The organism is Stenotrophomonas maltophilia, from assembly GCF_001676385.1.
Taxonomy (GTDB): domain Bacteria; phylum Pseudomonadota; class Gammaproteobacteria; order Xanthomonadales; family Xanthomonadaceae; genus Stenotrophomonas; species Stenotrophomonas maltophilia_J.
Genome location: NZ_LYVJ01000003.1, coordinates 151,656 through 173,181, shown reverse-complemented (window position 1 = coordinate 173,181; position 21,526 = coordinate 151,656). Strand labels below are relative to the sequence as shown.

The window sequence follows — 21,526 nt, the reverse complement described above, 5'->3', positions numbered from 1 at the left end:
CTCCGGTCAATCAGGAAAACGAGGGCTGGCAGGCGAGCAGGGCAGCGCCACGTGCGCCACCGGCATCGCCGAACCGTGGCGGCACGATCGGGGGGACCTGCACGCCATTGAACAGATGGGTGGCGATGGCGGCCGGCAGCTGCTGGTACAGCGGCGCGTACTGCGAGAGGCCGCCGCCGAGCACGATCACGTGCGGGTCCAGCGCCAACACCAGTGCGGCCAGGCTGTGGCCGAGCAGGTCGCGATGGATGTCCAGCGCTTTGCGCGCGCGGGCATCGCCGGCCTCGGCCAGGGCAATCACCGCGCTGGCATCGGCGGCGCTGCCACCGAGGTGACGTTCGACCATGGCCACACCGCTGCCGGAGACATAGCGCTCCACGCAGCCCTGCAGGCCGCAGCCGCAGTCCAGCAGCGGCAGGCCGTGGCGCTGCAGCAGGTGGCCGGGAACGCTCCAGTGGCCCCATTCGCCGGCCAGGCCATTGAAGCCGGACAGCAGCCGGCCGTGCAGGCAGAAACCGCCACCGGCGCCGGTGCCGAGGATGGCACCGAACATGCTGGCGTAGCCGTCGGCGGCACCGCCATGGGCTTCAGACAGGGCAAAGCACTGCAGGTCGTTGCCGAAATGCAGCGGGCGCGGCAGGCGCGCCTGCAGATCCTGCGCCACGCATTGGCCGGTCAGTGCGGGCACATTCGCGCTGAGCTGGCGGCCGCTGCGGCGGTCACGCACGCCGGGCAGGGCGATGCCGATGGCCGCATCGCTGCGCCCAAGTGCGGCGTCGGCCTCGGCCACCAGCGCCACCACCGCCTGCAGGAAGCTGCCGTAGTCGCCTTGCGGGGTGGCCACGCGGCGGCGCCAGGTGACCTGCATCGCCGCATCGCACGCCACCAGCTCGATCTTGGTGCCGCCGATGTCGATGCCGTAGCAGGCGTGGGCGATCAGCTCAGCCATGGTGGATGGTGACGCCCTTGACGACGCGGTTGACGGTGCCGTCCGGGAACGGGTTGTCCGGGGTCAGGCCCAGCGTGGCCGAGCGCTGCAGCGCGAACAGCTGCGCGAAGCCCAGCCACACCGGCGCCAGCCACGGATCTTCCAGCGGCGGTACGGTGAGGGTGTAGTCGTCATCGGCGCCGATGTCCGAATGCGGGCCGATCGCCAGCACCTGGCCGGCCACGCCGTCGCGGCGAAGTTCTTCCAGCAGGTCCTGTTCGTAGCGGCGGGCCAGTGGCTGCGCGCTGCGCAGCACTACCACCAGGGTGTTGCCATCCAGCGTCGACTTCGGGCCATGACGGAAGCCCAGCGGCGTGTTGGCCAGGGCCAGCACGCGGCCGGCAGTCAGCTCCAGCACCTTCAACGCACACTCACGCGCCAGGGCTTCCAGCGGGCCACTGCCCAGGTAGATTACGCGGTTGAAGGGGCGCTGCGCGAGTGCGGCGACAGGTGCATCCCACTGCGCCTGGCCTTCGCGGGCCAGCGCGGCGATCTGCTTCAGGCGCGCCACGCGCGCCTCCCACGGCGAATGATCGAACACGGTCAGTGCGGCCAGCAGCATGCAGGTCAGGCTGCTGGTCATGGCGAAAGCGCGGTCGCAGCTGGCCGACGGCATCAGCAGGGTGCAGGTATCGGCACGGCCGGCGCCACGACGGGCCAGTTCGCCATCGGCGTTGCAGGTGATGTCAAGGAAGCGCGCGTCATCCACATCGCTGCGCACGCGGTCCACCGCTGCCACGCTTTCCGGGCTGGAACCACTGCGGCCGAACGAGACCAGCAGGGTCGGGCGGTCGCGCTGCAGGTACAGCGCCGGGTGGGTCAGCAGGCTGGTGGTGTGCACCACGCGCACCTCGGCCGGCCACTGCGCATTGATCGCGTCGGCCACCATCTCGGCGATGAAGCCGGAGCTGCCGGCGCCGGTGAACAGCACGCGTTGGTTGGGGTCGTTGAGACTGTCGCCGAGGAAGGCCTGCAGGCGGTCGCGGGCACCTGACAGGTCGTCGGCGAGGGTGTCCCACAGCGCAGGCTGCTGGGCGATCTCGGTAGCGGTATCGGCTCCGCCCCGGCGCTGCCAGGCGGACACATCGGAAAGCAGGGTGACGTCCATTCGGAGGTTCCAGTTGGGCCAGCGCACCATCTGCGTTTTCTTTCGAAATGTCAAATAGCGAAAGTAAAAAGAAAGAAAACGAGCCTGGTCCTTTCTCCGGCGTTCCGGCGCCACAAAACGAAAGGACCGGCGAAATGCGGTATCGCACAACGCTTAACGGGGGGCTGCAAGCGGTTACACAAAGTATTGCGACGCACCAACTTTCGTTTAACCAGAATATATCTTCCTTTTTCCTTTCAATTTGTTGACATCTTTCGAATCGCTGCCCTAGAGTCGGCCCAATCGCTTTCGAAACGCCCGGTGAACGGGTTGGGAGTCCGCGTGGAAAACTGCGTTCGTCGCTCGCCGCTGATGCTGGCCCTGTTGCCTGCATTGATGCTGGCGTCCATGACGGCCCGGGCCGAGCCGGTCGGCAACCTTCGGTCGGTCAGCGCCAGCGCCAGCCGCGACGGCGTGCAGGGCTGGGACCTGCAGACCGACAACGGCGCGCGCATCCGCATCGAACTGCCGGCCACCGACATCATCCGCGTGCAGGCCGGCCGCAACGGCAAACTGACCGGCGCCGGTGACAAGGCCGCACCGATCGTGCTGCCGCAGCCCAAGGCGAACGTGCAGGCACAGCTGGAGGAAGACGCGCAGGAAATCCGCGTGCGTACCGACGCACTGGTCCTGCATGTGCAGCGGCAGCCGCTGCGCCTGCGCCTGGAACGTCTGGACAACGGCCAACCCACCGCGCTGTGGCAGGAACTGCAGCCGCTGGACCTGGATGCGACGCAGAGCGTGCAGGTGCTGTCTTCGCAGGCCGATGAAGGCTACTTCGGCGGTGGCCAGCAGAACGGGCGCTACCAGTTCAAGGGTCGCGAACTGGAGGTGTCCTATTCCGGCGGCTGGGAAGAGGGCGACCGCCCCAGCCCGGCGCCGATGCTGCTGAGCAGCCGCGGCTGGGGCATGCTGCGCAATACCTGGAGCAATGGCAGCTACGACCTGCGCGAGCCTGACCAGGCGACGCTGCTGCACCGCGAAGACCGCTTCGATGCCTACTATTTCGTCGGCGCGGGCCTGCCCAAGCTGATCGAACGCTACACCCAGCTGACCGGGCGCCCGAACATGGTCGCGCGCTGGGCGCTGTCCTACGGCGATGCCGATTGCTACAACGACGGCGACAACAGCAGGAAGCCCGGCACCGTGCCCGAAGGCTGGAGCGACGGCCCGACCGGCACCACGCCCGATGTGATCAACAGCGTGGCCAAGCAGTACCGCGCCAACGACATGCCCGGTGGCTGGATCCTGCCCAACGATGGCTACGGCTGCGGCTACAAGCAGCTGCCGGAAACGGTGAAGGGCCTGGCCGGTTACGGCTTCCGCACCGGCCTGTGGACCGAGAACGGCGTCGACAAGATCGCCTGGGAAGTCGGCAAGGCCGGCAGCCGCGTGCAGAAGCTGGACGTGGCCTGGACCGGCAAGGGCTACCAGTTCGCGATGGACGCCAACCGCCAGGCGTTCAACGGCATCCTCGACAACTCCGATTCGCGCCCGTTCCTGTGGACGGTGATGGGCTGGGCCGGCATCCAGCGCTACGCCGTGGCCTGGACCGGTGACCAGAGCAGCAGCTGGGACTACATCCGCTGGCACGTACCGACCCTGGTCGGCTCGGGCCTGTCCGGCATGGCCTACGCCAGCGGCGACGTCGACGCGATCTTCGGCGGCAGTGCCGAGACCTTCACCCGCGACCTGCAGTGGAAGGCGTTCACCCCGGTGCTGATGGGCATGAGCGGCTGGTCGTCGAACGCGCGCAAGCACCCGTGGTGGTACGACGAGCCGTACCGCAGCATCAACCGCGATTACCTGAAATTGAAGATGCGCCTGACCCCGTACATGTACGGGCTGGTGCACGAGGCCGCGCAGACCGGCGCGCCGCCGGTGCGTGGCCTGATGTGGGATCACCCGCGCGATCCGCATGCGCAGGATGAGACCTACAAGTACCAGTTCCTGCTCGGCCGTGACCTGCTGGTCGCGCCGGTGTACCGCAGCCAGGCCGCCAGCCGTGGCTGGCGCCGCGACATCCACCTGCCGGCCGGCGGCTGGATCGACTACTGGGATGGCCGCCGCGTGCAGGCCGCTGCCGATGGCCGCCAGCTCGACCGTCAGGTGGACCTGGCCACGCTGCCGGTGTTCGTGCGCGCCGGTGCGATCCTGCCGATGTACCCGTCGATGCTGTTTGACGGCGAGAAGCCGCTGGATGAAGTGACCTTCGACCTGTACCCGCAGGGCGACTCGCTGTACACGCTGTACGAAGACGATGGCAACACCCGCCGCTACCAGCGCGGTGAGTCGAGCACGCAGCAGATCCGCGTGCAGGCGCCGGCGCAGGGCAGTGGCCCGGTGCAGGTGCAGATCGATGCAGTGCAGGGCCAGTACACCGGCCAGCTGGCGCAGCGCCGCTACGGCCTGCGCGTACTCAGCCGGCAGGCGCCGCGTTCGGTGCAGGCCGGTGGCCGCGCGCTGCCCGCGCTGGCCGATGCCGCTGCCTTCAACAGCGCCAGCGAAGGCTGGTACTTCGATGCCAGGGACCGCCGCGGCACCCTGCATGTGCGCACCGCCATCCAGGACATCCGCCAGCCGCTGCAGCTGCAGCTGGACTTCGCGGTGGCCGCAGCGGGCGCCGACGATGCCTACCCGGCCGCACCGGTGCTGGGCCGCGAGCTGCCGGCCGACAGCCTGCTGGTGGTCAACCGCCCGGCCGAGGAACCCGGCCATGCCCTGGAGAATGCCTTCGATGACGATCCGAACACCTGGTTCCGCAGCGTGCGCAACCAGGCCGTGCGCACCGGCGCCCACGAATGGGTCATCGGCTTCGGCGAACGGAAGATGATCGACGGCATCGACATCGCGCCGCGCAACGACAAGAACTGGAAGCACGGCCAGGTACGCGATTACGAGGTGTACCTGGGTGACAGCAACGGCGAGTGGGGCGAGCCGATCGCGCGTGGCCGCCTGCAGCTGAAGGAAGGCGTGCAGCGCATTGGCTTCCCGGCCCACGCCGGCCGCCTGCTGCGCTTCCGCGTGCTGAGCGTGCAGAACCCGGAAGGCGACGGTGCCGCCAGCACCGACCCGATGGTCACTGCGGCCCAGGGCAGCGCCCGCGCGTTCGATGCGCTGCAGCCGCGCGACGTCGGCCCGATCGCGTTGTCCACCTTCCACATCCTCGAACACCAGGAACCGGAGCGACCGGCCCGGCAGCGCTATCTCTCCGAGCTGCCGGTGCCGGCCGCGCTGGCCAGCCAGCTGCGCACCGACCAGTCCTTCCGTGGCGACGCGGGCATGCGCATGAACGGCCTGCAGTTCCGTCGTGGCCTGGGCGTAGGCGCCAGCAGCCGCATCGATCTGCGCCTTCAGGGTGGCTGGCGCCTGCTGCGCGCCGATCTCGGCATCGACGACGCCTGCCGCAGCGCCGGTGGCCTGCAGTTCCAGGTTTGGGGCGACAACCGCCTGCTGTACGACAGCGGCCTGGTGAAGGCGCCCGGCGTGGTCAAGCCGGAGCTGGACATCCGTGGCCTTTCCACCCTGAGCCTGCGCACGCTGGGTGCGCAGGGCAGCCAACCCGCCCAGGTCTGCGCCAATTGGGCCAACGCCGTGCTGATCGGCCAGGAGGGCGACTCCGCCAGCATCGTCGCCCCATGACCCCCTCGTAACACCGCTCCTCCCCCGCCCATTCCGACTACGGCCCCCGTGGCCGTGGCCCGGGAGTGTTTTGCCCGCTGAACGCCCACGCGCTCACTTCTTTGCGCCGCACCCCTGCCAGGAGAGAACCCCGATGTTGCCCGCACGCCACCACCGCCCCCCCTGCCTTTCGATCGCTCCGCTGTCGCTGGCCATCGCCGGCGTGCTGCTGTCGGTCGCTGTTCCCGCCGTTGCCCAGGAGAGCAAGGGCGACGCCACCGACCTGGCCCGCATCGAGGTCACCGGCTCCAACATCCGCCGCACCGACGTGGAAACTGCGTCGCCCGTGCAGGTGATCAGTAAGCAGGACATCCAGAACATGGGCGCGCGCACGCTGCTGCAGGTTCTCGACAACCTGCCGGCCGCGCGCCCGGCACAGCAGGATTCGCGTTCGCTGTTCACCGGTTCCGACGGTGCCTCGCAGGCCAACCTGCGTGGCCTCGGTGCCCAGGGCACGCTGGTGCTGCTGAACGGCCGCCGCCTGTCGTACTACGGCGCGCCGGCAGGCTTCCAGACCCAGTTCGTCAACATCGACGCGATCCCGGCCGCCGCCATCGAGCGCATGGAGGTGCTGACCGACGGCGCCTCGGCGGTGTACGGCACCGACGCGGTGGCTGGCGTGATCAACGTGATCACCAAGCGCAACTTCCAGGGCGCGGAAATCAACTTCACCAATGACACCTCCTCGCGTATCGACTCATACGGCGAGCGCCAGGCCAGCATCACGGCCGGTTTCGGCGACCTGGCCGAGAACCGCTTCAATATCTACGGCGCGGTGAACATGTACCGCCGCGACGCGATTCCGCTGAGCGACTTCTACGACAAGCGTCCGGACCAGTACTACGTCAACAACCCGAACTACCTCAACAACCTGCGCCTGGGCGTGGGCAGCAAGCCGGGCGAATTCAACCCGGGCAGCTACTTCGCCTTCGATCCGGTCACTGGCCGCCGCGTGCAGGAAGCTGCGCCGGGCTGCAGGAACGTGCTGACCAGTGAAGCGGCCGGTCCGCGTTGCGTCTGGGAAACCTGGATGAACAACGAGATCGATGCCGGCGCGAAATCCGAGCGCAACACCGCCTACCTCAACGGCACGTTCCTGGTCGGTGACAGCACCGAGATCTTCGCCGAAGCGACCTATACCGACATCGACCTGCGCGCCAACGGTGGCACCCCGCGCGCCTTCAACACCACCACCGGCAACCCGACCAGCTGGTTCTCGCGCGACACCGGTACCCAGGTCAATCAGTTCCTGTATCCGTTCCTGGGGCCGAACAACGAGTACAACCACGCCAGTCCCGAACTGAAGGCAATGATGGGCGGTGTGGTCGGCCTGCAGTACCTGCTGCAGGACGCGGGCGCCAACTATTTCGGCCAGCGCAACACGGACAAGAGCTACCGTGTACTGACCGGGGCGCGCGGCAGCGTGGGCGACTGGAACTGGGAGACGGCCTTCGCGACCGCAGGTACCCACTCGACCACCTACCAGACGGTCAACGTGAACCTGAAAGGTTTCGAGAAGGCCTTTGGCCCCTACAGCATCGACCCGGGGACCGGCCGCGTGATCATCTCCGACCATCCGGCCTACCGGTTCGGTGAGATCAGCGAAGCCAACGCGGCACTGATCCGTGAAGCGTTCCCGACCTTCGACATCCAGTCCTGGACCCGCCTGCATACCCTCGATGGCAAGATCGAAGGCCCGCTGTTCCAGTTGCCAGCGGGTGAAATGCGCGCTGCGTTCGGCTTCAATGCCAGCCGCGAAACCTTCTACACCCCCGGCAACCCGGATGCCGCCGCCGGCCTGATCACCCAGCAGGGCGGCTCATGGTTCGACGGCGCACGCAACACCTATGCGCTGTTCGCCGAAACCGTTGCCCCGATTACCGCAAAGCTGGAACTGGATGCGGCATTGCGCGTTGACAAGTATCCGAACTTCAATGCCAATATCGCACCGAAGGTCGGATTCAAGTACCAGGCCTTCGACCAGCTGATGTTGCGGGGCACCTACTCCACCGGCTTCCGCGCTCCCAGCCTGGCGGAGTCGGGCAGCGGCGGCGTGTTCGCGCAGCTCGGCGGCTATCGCGATGACGTGCGGTGTGCCGAGACCAACGCCATCGCCAATCTGTTGCTGAAGTCGCAGCGCCCGGGTGATGTCGATCTGGGCAAGGGCCTGCTCAACGTCGATTGCAGCCGCACCGTTGCGCGCATGACCCAGCCGAACCAGGACCTGAAGCCGGAGAAGGCGAAGATCGCAACCTTGGGCTTCGTCTACGAACCTGCAAGCTGGCTGTCCGTGTCGGCCGACTACTGGTTCATCTATCGTGACAACGAGATCGTCGCGCCGGATTTCACCAAGGACACCGACATCATCTCCTCTACCCGCTCGCCGATCACGGATGCCGACCGCGCCAACCTGGCCCAGCTGGCGGCGATGTGCGCTGATCCAGCCAGTGGCGTGAACTGCCCGGGCGTGCTGCCTGGATACAGCGTGGGCAACGTCGCCAGCGTGGTCGGCCAGTACAAGAATCGTGGCAAGACACTGGTCGACGGCTTCGACATCGATGCACGCAGCCGCTTCTCGCTGGGTGACTGGGGCGGGCTGAACATCGGCTTGGCCGCCACCATCGCCAACCGCAACCGCTACTACATGGATGAGGAAAACGGCTGGTACTACGGCGACGTGGTGGGCTATTACAACAACCCGCGCCTGCGTGCCACGCTCAATGCCGACTGGACCTACAGGCAGGTGACCACCAGCATGTTCGTCAACTACGTGGGGGGCACCAAGTGGGCCCGTGACCAGGTGGATGAGCTGGACAACAACAAGGAGACCTGCACGGCCGGCTACCTGGCGCTGGAGAAGAGCAAGTGCGATGGCGCACCGTCGTGGTGGACCGCCAACCTCAGTGTCACCTGGCGCCCGGACGATGCCTGGAACCTGAGCTTCACCGTCAAGAACCTGTTCAACCGCCTGCCGTTCTACGATCCGAACAGCTTCCTGGGTGACTCCAGTGACTACGCGACCATCTTCGGCCGTGGTTACAGTGTGACCATCGGCTACCGGTTCAAGTAATCCGTTCGTGTGACCCGGCGTGCCGGCCCTGGCCGGCACGCCGCCAAGAGGAGAGATGTCTGCCATGAAGCGTAGGGAATTCATCGCGGCCAGTGCCGCTGTCGCCGCCAGCAGCCTGCTGCCACAGACCCCGGCATGGGCACGCGGGCGCAAGGTGCGCCTGGCCATGATCGGCACCGGCATGCGTGGCCTGGTGCTGCTGAAGGAGCTCGTGCGCCGCGACGACGTCGAGGTGATCGCGCTGTGCGACATCGAACCGATCATGCTCGGCCGCGCCATGGACATGGTGGCCAAGGCCGGCAAGCCGGCACCGAAGACCTATGGCCAGGACCGCGACACTAATGCGTGGAAGCGCCTGCTGGAACAGAAGGGCATCGATGGCGTGATCATCGCCACGCCGTGGGAATACCACGCGCCGATGGCGATTGCCGCGATGCAGGCCGGCGTGGCCGTGGGCTGCGAAGTGGTGGCCGGCATCACCCTGCAGGATCACTGGGATGTGCTGAAGACCCAGCTGAGCACCGGCACGCCGTACATGCTGCTGGAAAACGTCTGCTACCGCCGCGACGTGATGGCCGCGCTGCAGATGGTGCGCCAGGGCCTGTTCGGCGAGCTGGTGCACCTGCAGGCCGGCTACCAGCACGACCTGCGCGGCGTGAAGTTCAATTCCGGCGACCCGAACCAGCCCTACGACAGTGGCGTGGAGTTCGGCCCCAAGGGCTGGAGCGAAGCACGCTGGCGCACCGAGCATTCGGTGCAGCGCAACGGCGAGCTGTATCCCAGCCACGGCATTGGCCCATGCGCGATGTACACCGGCATCAACCGCGGCAACCGCTTCACCCACATCAACGCCTTCGCGACCAAGGCGCGTGGCCTGCACGAATACACCGTGGCCAAGAGTGGTGGCACCACCCACCCCAGCACCCAGGTGAAGTTCAAGCTGGGCGACATCGTCACCACCACACTGGCCTGCGAGAACGGCGAGACCATCCTGCTGCAGCACGACACGTCGCTGCCGCGCCCGTACTCGATGGGCTTCCGCGTGCAGGGCACCAAGGGCCTGTGGATGGACGTGAACCATTCGATCCACATCGAAGGCCGCAGCCCGCCGCACCAATGGGAAGAGTTCAAGAAGTACCAGGACGAATACGAGCATCCGCTGTGGAAACAGAACGCCGGCACCGCCGCGAGTGCAGGGCATGGCGGCATGGACTGGTTCGTCATCCACGCCTTCGTTGAAGCGCTGAAGGCCAAGGCACCGATGCCGATCGACATCTACGATGCGGTGACCTGGAGTGCGATCACGCCACTGAGCGAGCAGTCGATCGCCAACGGTTTCCAGACGCTGGAGTTCCCGGACTTCACCGCCGGCGCGTGGAAGCAGCGCAAGCCGATCTTCGCGTTCGATGGCAGGTACTGATCTGCCTTTTGTAGAGTCGAGCCATGCTCGACTGGTTTGAATGCAACGCCGCGCCATGCGCGGCGTTGCTGTTCGCGGGACCATAAGTACCTGTTCCACATGTTCACGATCGGGGCCGGCCCAACGCTGCGTGCACAGCATCCTGGGTAACGTGTACACGGATGCCACGCTGGATGGCCGCGTCGAAAAGCTCCAGGTCAGTAGTGCCGGGTCTCACGAACTCCCTACGTGGAAGACTTCGTGTTCGCCCATTCCTGCAATGGCGTCGATGGCCCGGGCCAGCGCGGGCGGAAGATTCTCATCGATCTGCGCCTTCAAGGCGCGGCTCGATTCTCGAACTGCAGTGCTTTCTTCACTGCAGTCAGAGGTAGGTCATACAGCCTGGCCACGCGACGCTCGTCGCCACCTTCGGCGCGCAGCGCCTCGACAATGGCGATGGTAGGAACGCCCGATTCGGCAAGGATGGGCTGACCAAAACTGCGCTGTGGATCAAATACCACCGCACGGGATCCCTTCAGTGGGAACCATCGTTCGGCACGATCATCGATGCCCAGTTCGATGCCGTCACGCAGCGAAGGTGCGATGACCTTGCGCATCACGTCCTGGCGCTTCACCACATCCACCAGTGCGGCATCGCCGCTGTCGCCCACGAGCTCCATGAAAATGCGGCGCCCATCGGTCTTGAAGCTCGTGCTGGTGAAGGGGTACTCCTTACCGAGCCGCTCGTTCAGCTCGACAATGGTTCGCCGCACCAGGTTGAGTGGCACGCCACATGCGACGAATGTGCGGACGAAGCGCAGCTCGATCAGATCGCGAAAGCCAATGCCGTCAATCTCTGAATCGGCCCATTGCGACTTCCACAGGGGAGGGCGGGCTTCCGGATTCCCGTGCTTCCGACCCTGGTAGCCCTTCAGCCATCGGCGCAGTTCCGACGAACTGCCGCCAATGAAGCGCGCAGCATCGGCGTAGGAATAGAGACCGACGCCGAGGCTGTCCTGTGCTGGCAAGGCGATACCCATGGCGCCGAGTCTACTCAATCCGAATGGAGCTGGAGTACGGAATCACATTCTGCGCCCTGCGGGACTCATAAACTGAGAACGGAGACATGCGCGGGCCAATCTGCCCGGTGATTGGCAGGCCGTAGCCGACAGGAAGATGGCGCGCCCGGAGGGATTCGAACCCCCGACCAATGGCTTCGGAAGCCACTACTCTATCCGGCTGAGCTACGGGCGCGTTGTAGAACCGCCGCGCCACCGGCCGGTGCCGGGGCGGGCATCGCAGCGCCATGAGGCGGTGCGGGAGGGGCATTCTATCCAGTTTCGCCGAACAAATCTCCCCCCACCGGCAAAGCCCTGCCGGAGGGGCAGGAGTATCCTATCGCCATGGCTGATACCCCCCTCACTTCGCCGCAGTCGCCGGCGACGCCGCGTTGGCGGCATTACTGGAGTCTGATGCGCGCTGATCGCCCGATCGGCACGCTGCTGCTGCTGTGGCCTACCTGGTGGGCGTTGTGGCTGGCTGCCGGCGGCCTGCCGCCGCTGTGGACGCTGTTCGTGTTCACCGCCGGCGTGTGGCTGACCCGCTCGGCCGGTTGCGTCATCAACGACTACGCCGACCGCTGGCTCGACCCGCACGTGGAGCGCACCAAGGCGCGTCCGCTGGCCACCGGTGCGATCAGCGGCCGCGCCGCGCTCGCCCTGTTTGCCATACTGATGCTGGTGGCATTTGGCCTGGTGCTGACCATGAACGGGCTGACCATCGGCCTGAGCTTCATCGGCGTGTTCCTGGCCGCCAGCTACCCGTACCTGAAGCGCTACACCCATCTGCCGCAGGTCTACCTGGGCATGTCGTTCGGCTGGGGCATCCCGATGGCGTTCGCCGCCGTGCAGGGCGAGGTGCCGATGCTGGGCTGGCTGCTGTATGCCGGCAACATCCTGTGGTCCACCGCCTACGACACCTGGTACGCCATGGTCGACCGCGAGGACGACCTCAAGATGGGTTCGCACTCCACCGCGATCCTGTTCGGCGACCTCGATCTGGTCATCCAGGGCGTGCTGTATGCATTGTTCCTGGCCACGATGGCGCTGGTCGGCGTGCGCGGCGGGTTGGGCGGCTGCTACCTGGCCGGCGTGGCCGTGGCCACCGCGCTGGTGGTGTACGAGTTCTGGATCTGCCGCAACCGCGAACGCGGCCCCTGCTTCAGGGCGTTCCTGCACAACAACTGGGTCGGCGCCGCGCTGTTTGCCGGCATCGCCGTGGACCTGGCGCTGCGTTGATCCGCGCAGCCGAGCGTGGGCTCGGCTCTACAGGTGGCCACCCCGAAACCGGATATCCGTAGCGCCCGGGCCCATGCTCGGGCGGCGGCGCGCAGCGCCGGGTATCCCGCCACCTACGACCAATAGGTGGCTGACAGCCCGCGCACCACCGCCCAGAATCGGGCCATCGAACCTGGGAGGGTAGGCGATGGCCTCGACGGCAGTAGGACAGGACGGCTGGATGGCGCGCGCTGCGCTGCGCTCGGCCGCCTGGGCGGAAAAATGGTTCCCCGATGCGTACGTGTTCGCGGTGCTGGGCGTGGTCATCGTCGCATTGGCGGCGATGGGCTTCGGCTCGACCCCGCAGGCGACCGCCAGCGCCTTCGGTGACGGCTTCTGGAGCCTGATTCCCTTCACCATGCAGATGGCCTTCGTGGTCATCGGTGGCTACGCCGTGGCCACCGCGCCGGTGGTCGCGCGCTTCATCGACTTCCTGGCACGGGTCCCGCGTACCGGTCGTGGCGCGGTGGTGTACGTGGGCCTGGTCAGCATGCTGGCCTCGCTGCTCAGCTGGGGCTTCTCGCTGGTGTTCGGCGGCCTGCTGGTGCGCGCGCTGGCCCGTCGTACCGAACTGCGCATGGACTACCGCGCTGCCGGCGCGTCGGCCTACCTCGGCCTGGGGGCCGTGTGGGCGATGGGATTGAGTTCGTCGGCCGCGCAGCTGCAGGCCAACCCGGCCAGCATGCCGCCGGGACTGGTGGAGATCACCGGCGTGCTGCCGTTCACCGAAACCATCTTCCTGTGGCAGTCGATCGCGCTGACCGCAGTGCTGATCCTGGTCTCGCTGCTGATCGCCTGGCTGACCGCGCCGGCAGCGGCCAGCGCCCGAACCGCCGAGGAGTTCCCCGGCGCCGCGCAGGCGGAGCCGGAGCCGCTGCAGCGACGCACGCGCCCGGGCGAATGGCTGGAGTACAGCCCGCTGCTGACCGTGCTGCTCTCGCTGCTGGCCTTCGGCTGGCTGTTCAACGAGTTCGCCAGCAAGCCGGTGGTCACCGCCATCGCCAACCTCAATACCTACAACTTCCTGTTCATTTCGCTGGGCCTGCTGCTGCACTGGCGCCCGCGCAGCTTCCTCAATGCGGTGGCCAAGGCGGTGCCGAGCACCACAGGCGTGCTGATCCAGTTCCCGCTCTATGGTGGCATTGCGATGATCCTCACCCACGCAGCCGGCGGCGATGGGCAGACCCTGGCGCACCGGCTGTCGAGCCTGTTCGTGCACGTGGCCAGCACCGATACCTTCGCACTGGTGATGGGCGTCTACTCAGCGGTACTGGGCTTCTTCGTACCGTCCGGCGGTGGCAAGTGGATCATTGAGGCGCCGTACGTGATGCAGGCCGCCAACGAACTGAAGGCGCACCTGGGCTGGGCGGTGCAGGTCTACAACGCGGCCGAAGCGCTGCCGAACCTGATCAATCCGTTCTGGATGCTGCCGCTGCTGGGCGTGCTGGGGCTGAAGGCACGCGACATCGTCGGCTTCACCTTCATCCAGCTGCTGGTGCACATCCCGCTGGTGCTGGGCCTGCTGTGGCTGCTGGGCATGACCCTGGCCTATGTGCCGCCGGTGATGCCCTGAATGCAGGTTGGCGTCCTGCGCGACCCGGGAAGCCAGCGCTCGTTCAGCGCGTCTTCCCGGTGGCGAGCGCCATGAATGCGCCCAATATTGGCCACGGCATGAGCACATGCCGAGCCCGCATGAATCCTTCAGCGGCTTGTGCCACAAGGGCTCCTGCGCGTTCATTCACGCGCGTACACACTCGTGTAGCCGCATGCCAACGCGTGATTAACCCGGCGCTGCAGACGATGGGCCCGTCCACCGCATCCCGCGCGTGGCTTTCGGAGAACGGACATGGCACAGCAGAACCAGAACCAGCAGGGCCAGCAGAACCAGCAGGATCAGCAGCAGGGACGTGGTCGTGACCAGCAGCAGCAACAGCAGCAGGAACAGCAGCAGCGCAACCAGCGTAACCAGCAGCAGGGTGGGCAGGACGAGGAAGAGTGAGCTCGGTGTCCCCCTCCTGTAGTGCCTGAAGCCCCGCCTCGCGCGGGGCTTCGCTTATTCCAGCATGCCGATCCGATGCAGGACCGGTGCTGCCGACAGGTCGTTCGGATTGGTGCCGGGCTGATCCTGTGGCACTTCCATGCCCATGCTGCGGTAAAGATCGACCCAGTGCTGGGCGATCTCCCCGGTCTGGGGATTGCGGAAATTCATCGGTTGCAGTGCGAACACGTGGTGCGCACGGAATGCACGCTCGATGAAGTCCGAGCAGTAATAGCTGTCCTCGTTCAACACATACGAGGTGTTGTACGGCTTGCCCAGCATCGTCCGCGCAGCGGCGACCGCATCCTTGATCGCCGCCTGCTGCGGCGCGCGCAGGCGATAAAGCACGATCTGCCGCTGCTTGGCCCGGGCGTCCTGGCGGAACTCGGCCAACGGCTGCCGGCGCGATCCCTTCTCGTCGGCATGCAGTACCTCCCAGCCTTCTGGCGCAGCGGCGACCAGGGCCACGTGATCGAAGCTGGGTGCGCCCTGCTTGCCGGTGGCATCGTCGATGGCCGCACTGAGGCCGCTGCGACCGGCGGTGACGAACAGCAGATCACCCTCTTGGACATCAACGGCCAGCGCTATGGCCGGCCACAGGGCGGGCAGCAGCAGGCCGATCAGGAGCAGGAGGCGATGCATGAGGACTCTCGGACAAGCGGAATGCCGGAATTGTAGGGTGCGCAGCAACCTGGAGCGACCGGATCGGATTTGGGGAGGAGCCCATGTGGCGCTGCAAGCGTGAGGACGAGTCGATCTGAAACCCGACCCGGCACAGGCGCGGCGGGCCAGTGGCTGCTAGGCTCGATCCCTGGTTCAGGCAGGGAGACGCCGATGCAGGCTTTCAGGAAGCGCACCACCACCGCCGCCGCCGTCGTCGTATTGGCGGTAGCCCCCTTCAGCGGCGCCCAGGCACAGTCGGTGCATGCCGATGACCGCGCCTACTTCGTCAGCGCAGCCGCCGAGCAGGCAGCGCGCGGCACGCTGGGCAAACAGGTAGAGGCCCTGCAGCACCTTGCGGGCGTCGCGCCCGTGGAACGCTTCCACCAGGCCGAGGCGCTGGAGGCGCAGTGCCTGCGCCATCACAGCTACCTGCACCTGCAGGCCGCCCGCAACGCACGTGATCATCGTCCGGCACAGGAACTGGACCAGATAACGGGATTGTGCAGCCGCATCGCTCGCAGCGGTCGTGCTGCACTGCGCGAGGCGCCCGCAGATGCGGCGTGGGCAGCGCCGTATGGATTCCTGCGCGCACGCGCATTGAAGGAGGCTGCCACCCCGGCCAACGCCGCGCTGGATAAGGCCGTGGAGGCGCCGGCGGATCCGGCGCTGGACAGCTTCGCGCGCCTGCGTGGGCAGATCCTGCGCAGCGCCGAGTACCCGCAGCTCGAGCACGGCGGCCGGCACTGGGACACGGGGCGCGACAGGCAGGCACTGGCCCGGCAGCCCGACCGCGCCCTGCGCGAGGCCGGCTGGAAGGGCTACTGGCAAGGCCTGCAATCGCGCCGTGAGCCGATGGCGTCGGTACTGCTGGGGCTGGTGCAGGTGAATGACGCCGCCGCGCGCCTGCAGGGCGATGGCTCGGCGCCGGCACAGGGCTACCAGCGCGTGGGTCTGGATACCGCCGCAGTGGATGCAACGCTTGCAGCGATCGAGCAGCATGCGGGAGACCGCCGCGCCTACCAGGACATGCTGCTGCGCCATGCTGCGCGATCCGGTATCGACGCGCCGCAGATCTGGGATACCACGGTACCCGATGCCGGCTACACGCCACCGGTGCTGACGCTGGCGCAGCTGCGCGACAACGCCGCCGACGCCATGCAGCACCTGGGGCCGGCGTACGTCGCCGAACTGCGCGCGCTGCTCGATCCGGCCAACCAGCGCATGGATCTGGCCACCGAACGCGGTAACCGCAGCCAGGACGCGTTCCCGGTGAGTGCTCCGGGGATGCCGGCAATGCTGTTCGTTGGCGTGCGTCGCGGTGATCTGGAAAGCGATGTCGAAATCGCGCATGAAGCCGGGCATGCCATCCACAGCGAGTGGATGCAGCGCGGTCACGCGTCGCCGCTGCAGCGCAATGGCAGCCCGTGGCTGACCGAGGCGTTCGCGATCTACAATGAGCTGCGCTTCCGCGACCAGCTGTACCAGCAGGCGCAGGACCCGCGTGCCAAGACCTATTTCCTGAAATCGCTGCTGGACGACATGGTGCTGCAGCTGTTCACCGCTTCCGAGGAAGCGCAGCTGGAGCGGTCGATCTACCAGGGCGTTGCCGCCGGCACGCTGGGCACCGCCGATGACCTGGACGCGCTGACCGGTCGGGTGCTCGCACGCTTCGGCCAGCAACCGGAGCGCTACCCGCAGCTGCGCAACACCTGGATCGGCAAGCGCCTGATGTATGAAGACCCGAACTATCTGGTGAACTACCTGTTTGCGGGTCTGCTGGCCGTGCAGCTGTATGTACAGGACCAGCGCGATCCCGAAGGGTTCCGTGCGCGCTATCTTGCCGTGCTCGGGGAGGGCTTCGACCGCGCGCCCAACGAGCAGGTGGCGCAACTGCTGGGGCACGCGCCTGACTGGGCGGCCCTGGTGGACGCCGATCTGCAGGTGTTCAACCAGATGGTGGCACAGCTGCAGGCGCTGCATGCGTGCATCGAGGCAGGGAAGGGTACGTGAGCATGCTGCCTGCAGGACAGCGGACTGCAGCCATGACGTGGCTGTTGTTGCTGCTGTGCCTGCTGCCAATGGCGGCGCTGGCGGCGACCCCGGTCCCGGCGCTGGACGATCCCGTGGTGGACACTGCCAACGTGCTGTCCGCTGAAACCCGCGCCACCCTGCGCACACAGGCGCTCCAGCTGCAGGCACGCACCGGTGCACAGCTGCAGGTCCTGCTGGTCGACCATGTGGGCGACGAGGGCATCGAGGCCTTCGCACAGCGGGTGTTCGACCAGTGGCAGCTGGGTCGCGCCGGTGTCGACGACGGTGTGCTGTTGCTGGTGGCGGTGCAGGATCGGCGCGTGCGCATCCAGACCGGCTATGGCCTGGAGGGTGCGCTACCGGACGCGTACGCCGCTCGCATCATCGACAAGGCGATCGTGCCGCGATTCCGTGAGGGCGACCTTGACCAGGGCCTGCTGGATGGAACGAAGGTCGTGGTCGCGCTGATCGATGGCGAGGACCTGCCCGCCTGGGAAGAGCCGTCGGCCAGCAACGTGCTGCCTGCGGACTGGCGGCGCGCAGACTCGGTGGTAGCGTTGACCTTGCTTGCCGGCTTCCTGGCCGGCTTGTGGCGCTCGCCGCCACCCTTTCCGCCGGCGAAGACCGAGGAGGATTTCAGCGGCAGCCGTCGCGAGCAGCGGCGCAAGGCACTGGCCGCCCATGCGTCGGCGCCGAAGCCGAGCTGGCCGACCTTGCCGGCCTGGGGGCGTCCGATGCTGCTGACAGGGGTGGTTGCCGCGGGCGCGCTGTCCGTGGCGTTGCTGCTGCCCCGCTACCTGCTGCCGGGCCTGTGCTTCGTAATCGCGCTGGGCGTGCCGGTGGCGGCCCTGCTCGGCTGGTGCTGGCGTCGCAGCCGTGGGGTGCGCATCGTCCTGCTCGGCATGCTGGTACTCAGCGCGGCCTTCCTGGTGCAGGCGCTGCTTCGTGGCCAGCTGCCACCGAGCCTGGCCCGGCACCTGCTGCTGCAGGCTGCCGCGGGTGTTGTCTCCCTGATGGTGTTCCTGCTGCTGCAGGCCTGCCGCACGCGCTGGAAAAAGAACCGCAGCAGCTTCGTCGTGCGCATGACGGTGCTGGTGCTGTTGACCCTCGGCTATGCCGCGGGCGTGTTGCTGGCGATCCATGGTGCCGAAGGTGACGATCCACGGTTGCTGGCAATGATCGTGTCCGGCGTGTGTGGCGTGCTGCTGTACTTCGTGTGGTTGTTCACCATGCTGCCGGGTGAGCGGGCACGTGGCCGGGTTTCGTCACGCCGCGCACGCAGCGCGTCCAGTTCGTCATCGAGCAGTTCGTCGTCGAGCAGCTCCAGCAGCTGGTCCGGAGGCGGCGGCCGCAGTGGCGGAGGTGGCGCATCGGGGAGCTGGTAGTTCAGGCAGCCTGCACCCGCCAGCCAAACGCAGCGTCCTCCACAACCCCCGGGCCAGCCACGTCGCCGATCCGCAGCAACAGCCCCTGGGCATTGGGCAGGTCCTTCTGTTCCGGGAACCAGCGGCGATCGGCGTCGACCACGATCAGCAGGCCTTCATCGTCGCCCATGGGTGCGAACTGCGGCGAAGGCGGGCTGATCGGTTGCAGGCCGAAGCGTTGCCCCGACTGTTCGCGCACGGCATCGACATCGTGGCTGGGCAGGCCGACCTCGCTCAGGCAGGTCAGCTCGTTGCCATGAAAGGCCCCCTGCCGCGCGCTGGCCGGCAAGCGCCTGCGACCGATCAGTTCCAGGATCAGGCCATCGGGGCCGGTGAAGTACACCGACTGTGACTGCCAGCTGCTTTCCAGTGCGAAGTACTCCAGCCCCTCAGGATTGCGCTGCAGCGGCGTGCGCTCACGCAGCCACGCCATCGCCTCGGCAAAGCGGTTGTCCGGTACGTTGAAGGCCAGGTGCACGCCGCCGACCGGACGGTCACCCGCCGGTTGCAGCTCGATCGTGCTCCAGCCGATATGGACATGGTTGGCGACCACGCGCTGCTGCAGCACATCGCGGAAGTACGCGGCGACGGCGGCGACGTCGGACACCGGCAGGGTGAGGTGCAGCAGGCGCATGATCGATCCTCCCTGGACACCCCTACTGTAGCGCCGGGCCTCGCCCGGCGGCCACTAGCGCAGGGACTGCCCGAAGAAGTGCACAGCGGCCTCCACCGCCTGCCGGTGGGTGTCCGCCTTTGGCGCGGTGGTCGCGCACAGGTCCGGCAGCTGTCGTAGACCCGCTGCTGCACAGGCCGCCAGGAAGTCGTAGTGGCCCACACCTGGCATACGCTTCAGCTCAGCGCGCGGAATCAATGCCTGCACTGCCTCGCCATTGGTCTGCGGTGGTGCAATCGTGTCCGCCTCGCCCAGCATGACCGCGACCGGCTGCCGCACCGCGGACAGCTGTTCGGGCGGGAACGCCTGCACGATTGCCGGGGCCAGCAGGAACACGGCGCGCACGCCGGGAATGGCGCGTGCGTCGTTGGCGTGGGACATCCACGGCGACAACGCGGGTGAGGCCGCAGCGGCAACACGCACCTCCATCGTGTGTGTTGCCGATTCCTGTTGAGGCCGGCAGACGCCGTCATCCGGATGTGCGGTGCAGAAGTCCCGCAATCGCTGCAGGTCCGGTCGCGCACCGGCTGCCAGCAATGCGGTGTAGCCGCCGGCCGAGAAGCCGATCACGCCCAGCCGGCCGGGATCGACGTGGGGGCCAAGCACTGGATCAGCTTGCACGGCCGCCAGTGCGGCACGCAGGTCATCGGCGCGCAACCAGGTCAGAAGGCTGCCGGGCAGGGTCATGGTGTCAACGCCGTTGTTGCCTGGATGATCCACCGCAATCACCAGATATCCGGCCCGCGCCAGCGCCGTGCCCAGCCAACCCATCATGCGCGCGCTGCCGCCGTTGCCATGCGAGAGCAGCAGGGTCGGCAGGCGATCACCCGCGACCGGCGCATCCTTGGCCGACCGGCCGACGTCGAACAGCGGCGCGTCGGGTGGACCGACGGTCAGCGCGCTTTCGCGGCTGCCGGCCTGTGCCGGATACCAGACCGTGTAGCGCAGCGCGTCGCGGTGCCCAGCGTCGCGCACGGCGGCGCTGGCCAGCGTCGTCGTGCCGTGGCGCTCGCCGGCGACGCCGCTTTCGCGGGCGGCGCCGACGCTCGCGAACGCCAGCAGCACTCCTCCCAGCACAGCAGCGGTCATGCGCATCTTCAACTCCTTGTCAGTGGGGACGTTCTTCCACCGGCAGCCAGATCTCCACGCCGCCGTTGCCGGTGTGCTCATCGAACCGGGCGTCATAGCGTTCCAGATCCGGTGCATCGGCAAGGCCCAGGTTGCAAGCAGGAAGATAATGATCCAGCAGCCAGAACCAGGTCGAGCGAATGGCCGAGATGTGCCCGTCGTGCCAGGCGACCAAGTAGCGACGCGCCGGAATGTCCACGCGTTGCCAGTGCGCAGGCACGCTCGGCACCGCGCTTGCCGGCAGTGCGGCGATGTAGTCGAAGCCGCCTTCGTCATCACTGTTGCAGCAGACGCCGAAGCTGATCGGCGCAGGCGCCGGCCACTCACGGTTGAGCCGTGCCCACTGACCGGGTATCGCACCACTGCTGTCGCGGGTATGCCGCGCGCCGACGCCCACTACCTGGAAAGCGGGCGTGTCGAGCAGGCGTGGTGCCTCACGGCACGCCGCTGGCGCATCATCCACGCGGATAGCCTGCACCAGCGTCAGCCCATCGGTTCCCTGTTCGCGTACCCGTTCCGGTGTCTGCCCGAACTGTTCGCTGAAGGCACGGGTGAATGCGGCATGGGTGGTGTAGCCGGCACCCAGCGCCACCTGCAGGATGTCACCGGCGCCGTCGGCCAGCCGCTGCGCGGCGGTGGTCAGGCGGCGCCCGCGCAGGTAGCGCACCACCGACGTACCGGTGCGGGCCTGGAACAGGCGCGACAGGTGGAACGGCGACAGCCCCACGGCGGCGGCAATATCGGCCAGCGCCAGTGGCCGGTCCGCGTGGGTTTCGATGTACCACAAGGCCTTGCCTGCCGCGCTCATCCCGCCGTTCCCCGAATCCAGTGCCGGCACATTAGCGGATTGGCGGGCGCGGCGTTTAGCAGTTCTTGCGCCTGCACGGCATCAAGCTGTCGTACTGACGTCATGCCTTCTTCACAGATCGCGCAGAGACTGCGCGCCTT

15 protein-coding genes and 1 tRNA gene are annotated in these 21,526 nt (G+C 67.1%); 8 read left to right on the top strand and 8 right to left on the bottom strand.

Annotation, left to right across the window (positions count from 1 at the left end):
• Positions 1-10 precede the first annotated feature (10 nt).
• Both A9K58_RS04920 and A9K58_RS04915 read right to left on the bottom strand, forming a co-directional pair.
• A complete protein-coding gene (locus tag A9K58_RS04920) occupies positions 11-949 on the bottom strand; it encodes an ROK family protein (protein WP_065198280.1) in 939 nt (312 codons plus the stop codon).
• Entirely contained in the window at positions 942-2,096 is a 1,155-nt protein-coding gene (locus A9K58_RS04915) for an SIS domain-containing protein (protein WP_065198279.1), read from the bottom strand. Before A9K58_RS04915 ends, A9K58_RS04920 begins: the two co-directional genes overlap by 8 nt.
• Positions 2,097-2,417: 321 nt before the next feature.
• On the opposite strand from A9K58_RS04915, the gene A9K58_RS04910 reads away from it, so the two are divergent.
• The 3 genes from A9K58_RS04910 (at position 2,418) to A9K58_RS04900 (ending at position 10,306) form a co-directional block, all read left to right on the top strand.
• Positions 2,418-5,777, top strand: a complete 3,360-nt coding sequence (locus tag A9K58_RS04910; protein WP_065198278.1) for a TIM-barrel domain-containing protein — start codon at positions 2,418-2,420, stop codon at positions 5,775-5,777.
• 133 nt (positions 5,778-5,910) lie between these two features.
• A complete protein-coding gene (locus tag A9K58_RS04905) occupies positions 5,911-8,886 on the top strand; it encodes a TonB-dependent receptor domain-containing protein (RefSeq protein ID WP_065198277.1) in 2,976 nt (991 codons plus the stop codon).
• Positions 8,887-8,950: 64 nt separating this feature from the next.
• Positions 8,951-10,306 (top strand): Gfo/Idh/MocA family protein, encoded by a 1,356-nt coding sequence (locus tag A9K58_RS04900; RefSeq protein WP_065198276.1) that lies wholly within the window; start codon positions 8,951-8,953, stop codon positions 10,304-10,306.
• A gap of 314 nt (positions 10,307-10,620) precedes the next feature.
• Here A9K58_RS04900 and A9K58_RS04895 read toward each other — a convergent pair whose 3' ends face one another.
• Positions 10,621-11,325 (bottom strand): DUF433 domain-containing protein, encoded by a 705-nt coding sequence (locus A9K58_RS04895; RefSeq protein WP_065198275.1) that lies wholly within the window; start codon positions 11,323-11,325, stop codon positions 10,621-10,623.
• Between the two features lie 137 nt (positions 11,326-11,462).
• A tRNA-Arg gene (locus A9K58_RS04890) sits at positions 11,463-11,539 on the bottom strand.
• Positions 11,540-11,688: 149 nt separating this feature from the next.
• Here A9K58_RS04890 and ubiA point away from each other — a divergent pair.
• The 3 genes from ubiA to A9K58_RS19675 all read left to right on the top strand — a co-directional run bounded on the left by ubiA (position 11,689) and on the right by A9K58_RS19675 (position 14,620).
• Positions 11,689-12,582, top strand: a complete 894-nt coding sequence (gene ubiA, locus A9K58_RS04885) for a 4-hydroxybenzoate octaprenyltransferase (protein WP_065198274.1) — start codon at positions 11,689-11,691, stop codon at positions 12,580-12,582.
• 187 nt (positions 12,583-12,769) lie between these two features.
• Entirely contained in the window at positions 12,770-14,194 is a 1,425-nt protein-coding gene (locus A9K58_RS04880; protein WP_196769156.1) for a short-chain fatty acid transporter, read from the top strand.
• A 273-nt stretch (positions 14,195-14,467) separates the two neighbouring features.
• Positions 14,468-14,620 (top strand): hypothetical protein, encoded by a 153-nt coding sequence (locus tag A9K58_RS19675; protein WP_196769155.1) that lies wholly within the window; start codon positions 14,468-14,470, stop codon positions 14,618-14,620.
• 54 nt (positions 14,621-14,674) lie between these two features.
• Here the strand turns inward: A9K58_RS19675 and A9K58_RS04875 are convergent, their stop codons facing one another.
• A complete protein-coding gene (locus A9K58_RS04875; protein WP_065198272.1) occupies positions 14,675-15,301 on the bottom strand; it encodes a YiiX/YebB-like N1pC/P60 family cysteine hydrolase in 627 nt (208 codons plus the stop codon).
• Between the two features lie 192 nt (positions 15,302-15,493).
• Here A9K58_RS04875 and A9K58_RS04870 point away from each other — a divergent pair, with 192 nt between their 5' ends.
• Both A9K58_RS04870 and A9K58_RS04865 read left to right on the top strand, forming a co-directional pair.
• Positions 15,494-17,332 (top strand): M3 family metallopeptidase, encoded by a 1,839-nt coding sequence (locus A9K58_RS04870; RefSeq protein ID WP_065198271.1) that lies wholly within the window; start codon positions 15,494-15,496, stop codon positions 17,330-17,332.
• 32 nt (positions 17,333-17,364) lie between these two features.
• Entirely contained in the window at positions 17,365-18,738 is a 1,374-nt protein-coding gene (locus A9K58_RS04865) for a TPM domain-containing protein (RefSeq protein ID WP_155760434.1), read from the top strand.
• 1 nt (position 18,739) lies between these two features.
• Here A9K58_RS04865 and A9K58_RS04860 read toward each other — a convergent pair whose 3' ends face one another.
• From A9K58_RS04860 to A9K58_RS04850, 3 genes are read right to left on the bottom strand one after another with little or no spacing between them, the layout of a single operon-like run.
• Positions 18,740-19,411, bottom strand: coding sequence for a VOC family protein (locus tag A9K58_RS04860; protein ID WP_065198269.1), 672 nt, complete (start codon positions 19,409-19,411; stop codon positions 18,740-18,742).
• A gap of 54 nt (positions 19,412-19,465) precedes the next feature.
• Positions 19,466-20,545: an alpha/beta hydrolase family protein gene (locus A9K58_RS04855; RefSeq protein WP_065198268.1), complete on the bottom strand. Its 1,080-nt coding sequence runs from the start codon at positions 20,543-20,545 to the stop codon at positions 19,466-19,468.
• A gap of 13 nt (positions 20,546-20,558) precedes the next feature.
• Complete coding sequence (locus A9K58_RS04850) at positions 20,559-21,386, bottom strand: AraC family transcriptional regulator (RefSeq protein ID WP_065198267.1); 828 nt, start codon at positions 21,384-21,386, stop codon at positions 20,559-20,561.
• Positions 21,387-21,526: the final 140 nt, after the last annotated feature.

Excerpts from the sequence above, each read along its gene's own strand:
- A9K58_RS04920 (WP_065198280.1), bottom strand. The coding sequence starts at position 949 with ATGGCTGAGCTGATCGCCCACGCCTGCTACGGCATCGACATCGGCGGC.
- A9K58_RS04915 (WP_065198279.1), bottom strand. The coding sequence starts at position 2,096 with ATGGACGTCACCCTGCTTTCCGATGTGTCCGCCTGGCAGCGCCGGGGC.
- A9K58_RS04905 (WP_065198277.1), top strand. The coding sequence starts at position 5,911 with ATGTTGCCCGCACGCCACCACCGCCCCCCCTGCCTTTCGATCGCTCCG.
- A9K58_RS04900 (WP_065198276.1), top strand. The coding sequence starts at position 8,951 with ATGAAGCGTAGGGAATTCATCGCGGCCAGTGCCGCTGTCGCCGCCAGC.
- A9K58_RS04895 (WP_065198275.1), bottom strand. The coding sequence starts at position 11,325 with ATGGGTATCGCCTTGCCAGCACAGGACAGCCTCGGCGTCGGTCTCTAT.
- ubiA (WP_065198274.1), top strand. The coding sequence starts at position 11,689 with ATGGCTGATACCCCCCTCACTTCGCCGCAGTCGCCGGCGACGCCGCGT.
- A9K58_RS04880 (WP_196769156.1), top strand. The coding sequence starts at position 12,770 with ATGGCCTCGACGGCAGTAGGACAGGACGGCTGGATGGCGCGCGCTGCG.
- A9K58_RS19675 (WP_196769155.1), top strand. The coding sequence starts at position 14,468 with ATGGCACAGCAGAACCAGAACCAGCAGGGCCAGCAGAACCAGCAGGAT.
- A9K58_RS04875 (WP_065198272.1), bottom strand. The coding sequence starts at position 15,301 with ATGCATCGCCTCCTGCTCCTGATCGGCCTGCTGCTGCCCGCCCTGTGG.
- A9K58_RS04870 (WP_065198271.1), top strand. The coding sequence starts at position 15,494 with ATGCAGGCTTTCAGGAAGCGCACCACCACCGCCGCCGCCGTCGTCGTA.
- A9K58_RS04865 (WP_155760434.1), top strand. The coding sequence starts at position 17,365 with ATGACGTGGCTGTTGTTGCTGCTGTGCCTGCTGCCAATGGCGGCGCTG.
- A9K58_RS04860 (WP_065198269.1), bottom strand. The coding sequence starts at position 19,411 with ATGCGCCTGCTGCACCTCACCCTGCCGGTGTCCGACGTCGCCGCCGTC.
- A9K58_RS04855 (WP_065198268.1), bottom strand. The coding sequence starts at position 20,545 with ATGCGCATGACCGCTGCTGTGCTGGGAGGAGTGCTGCTGGCGTTCGCG.
- A9K58_RS04850 (WP_065198267.1), bottom strand. The coding sequence starts at position 21,386 with ATGAGCGCGGCAGGCAAGGCCTTGTGGTACATCGAAACCCACGCGGAC.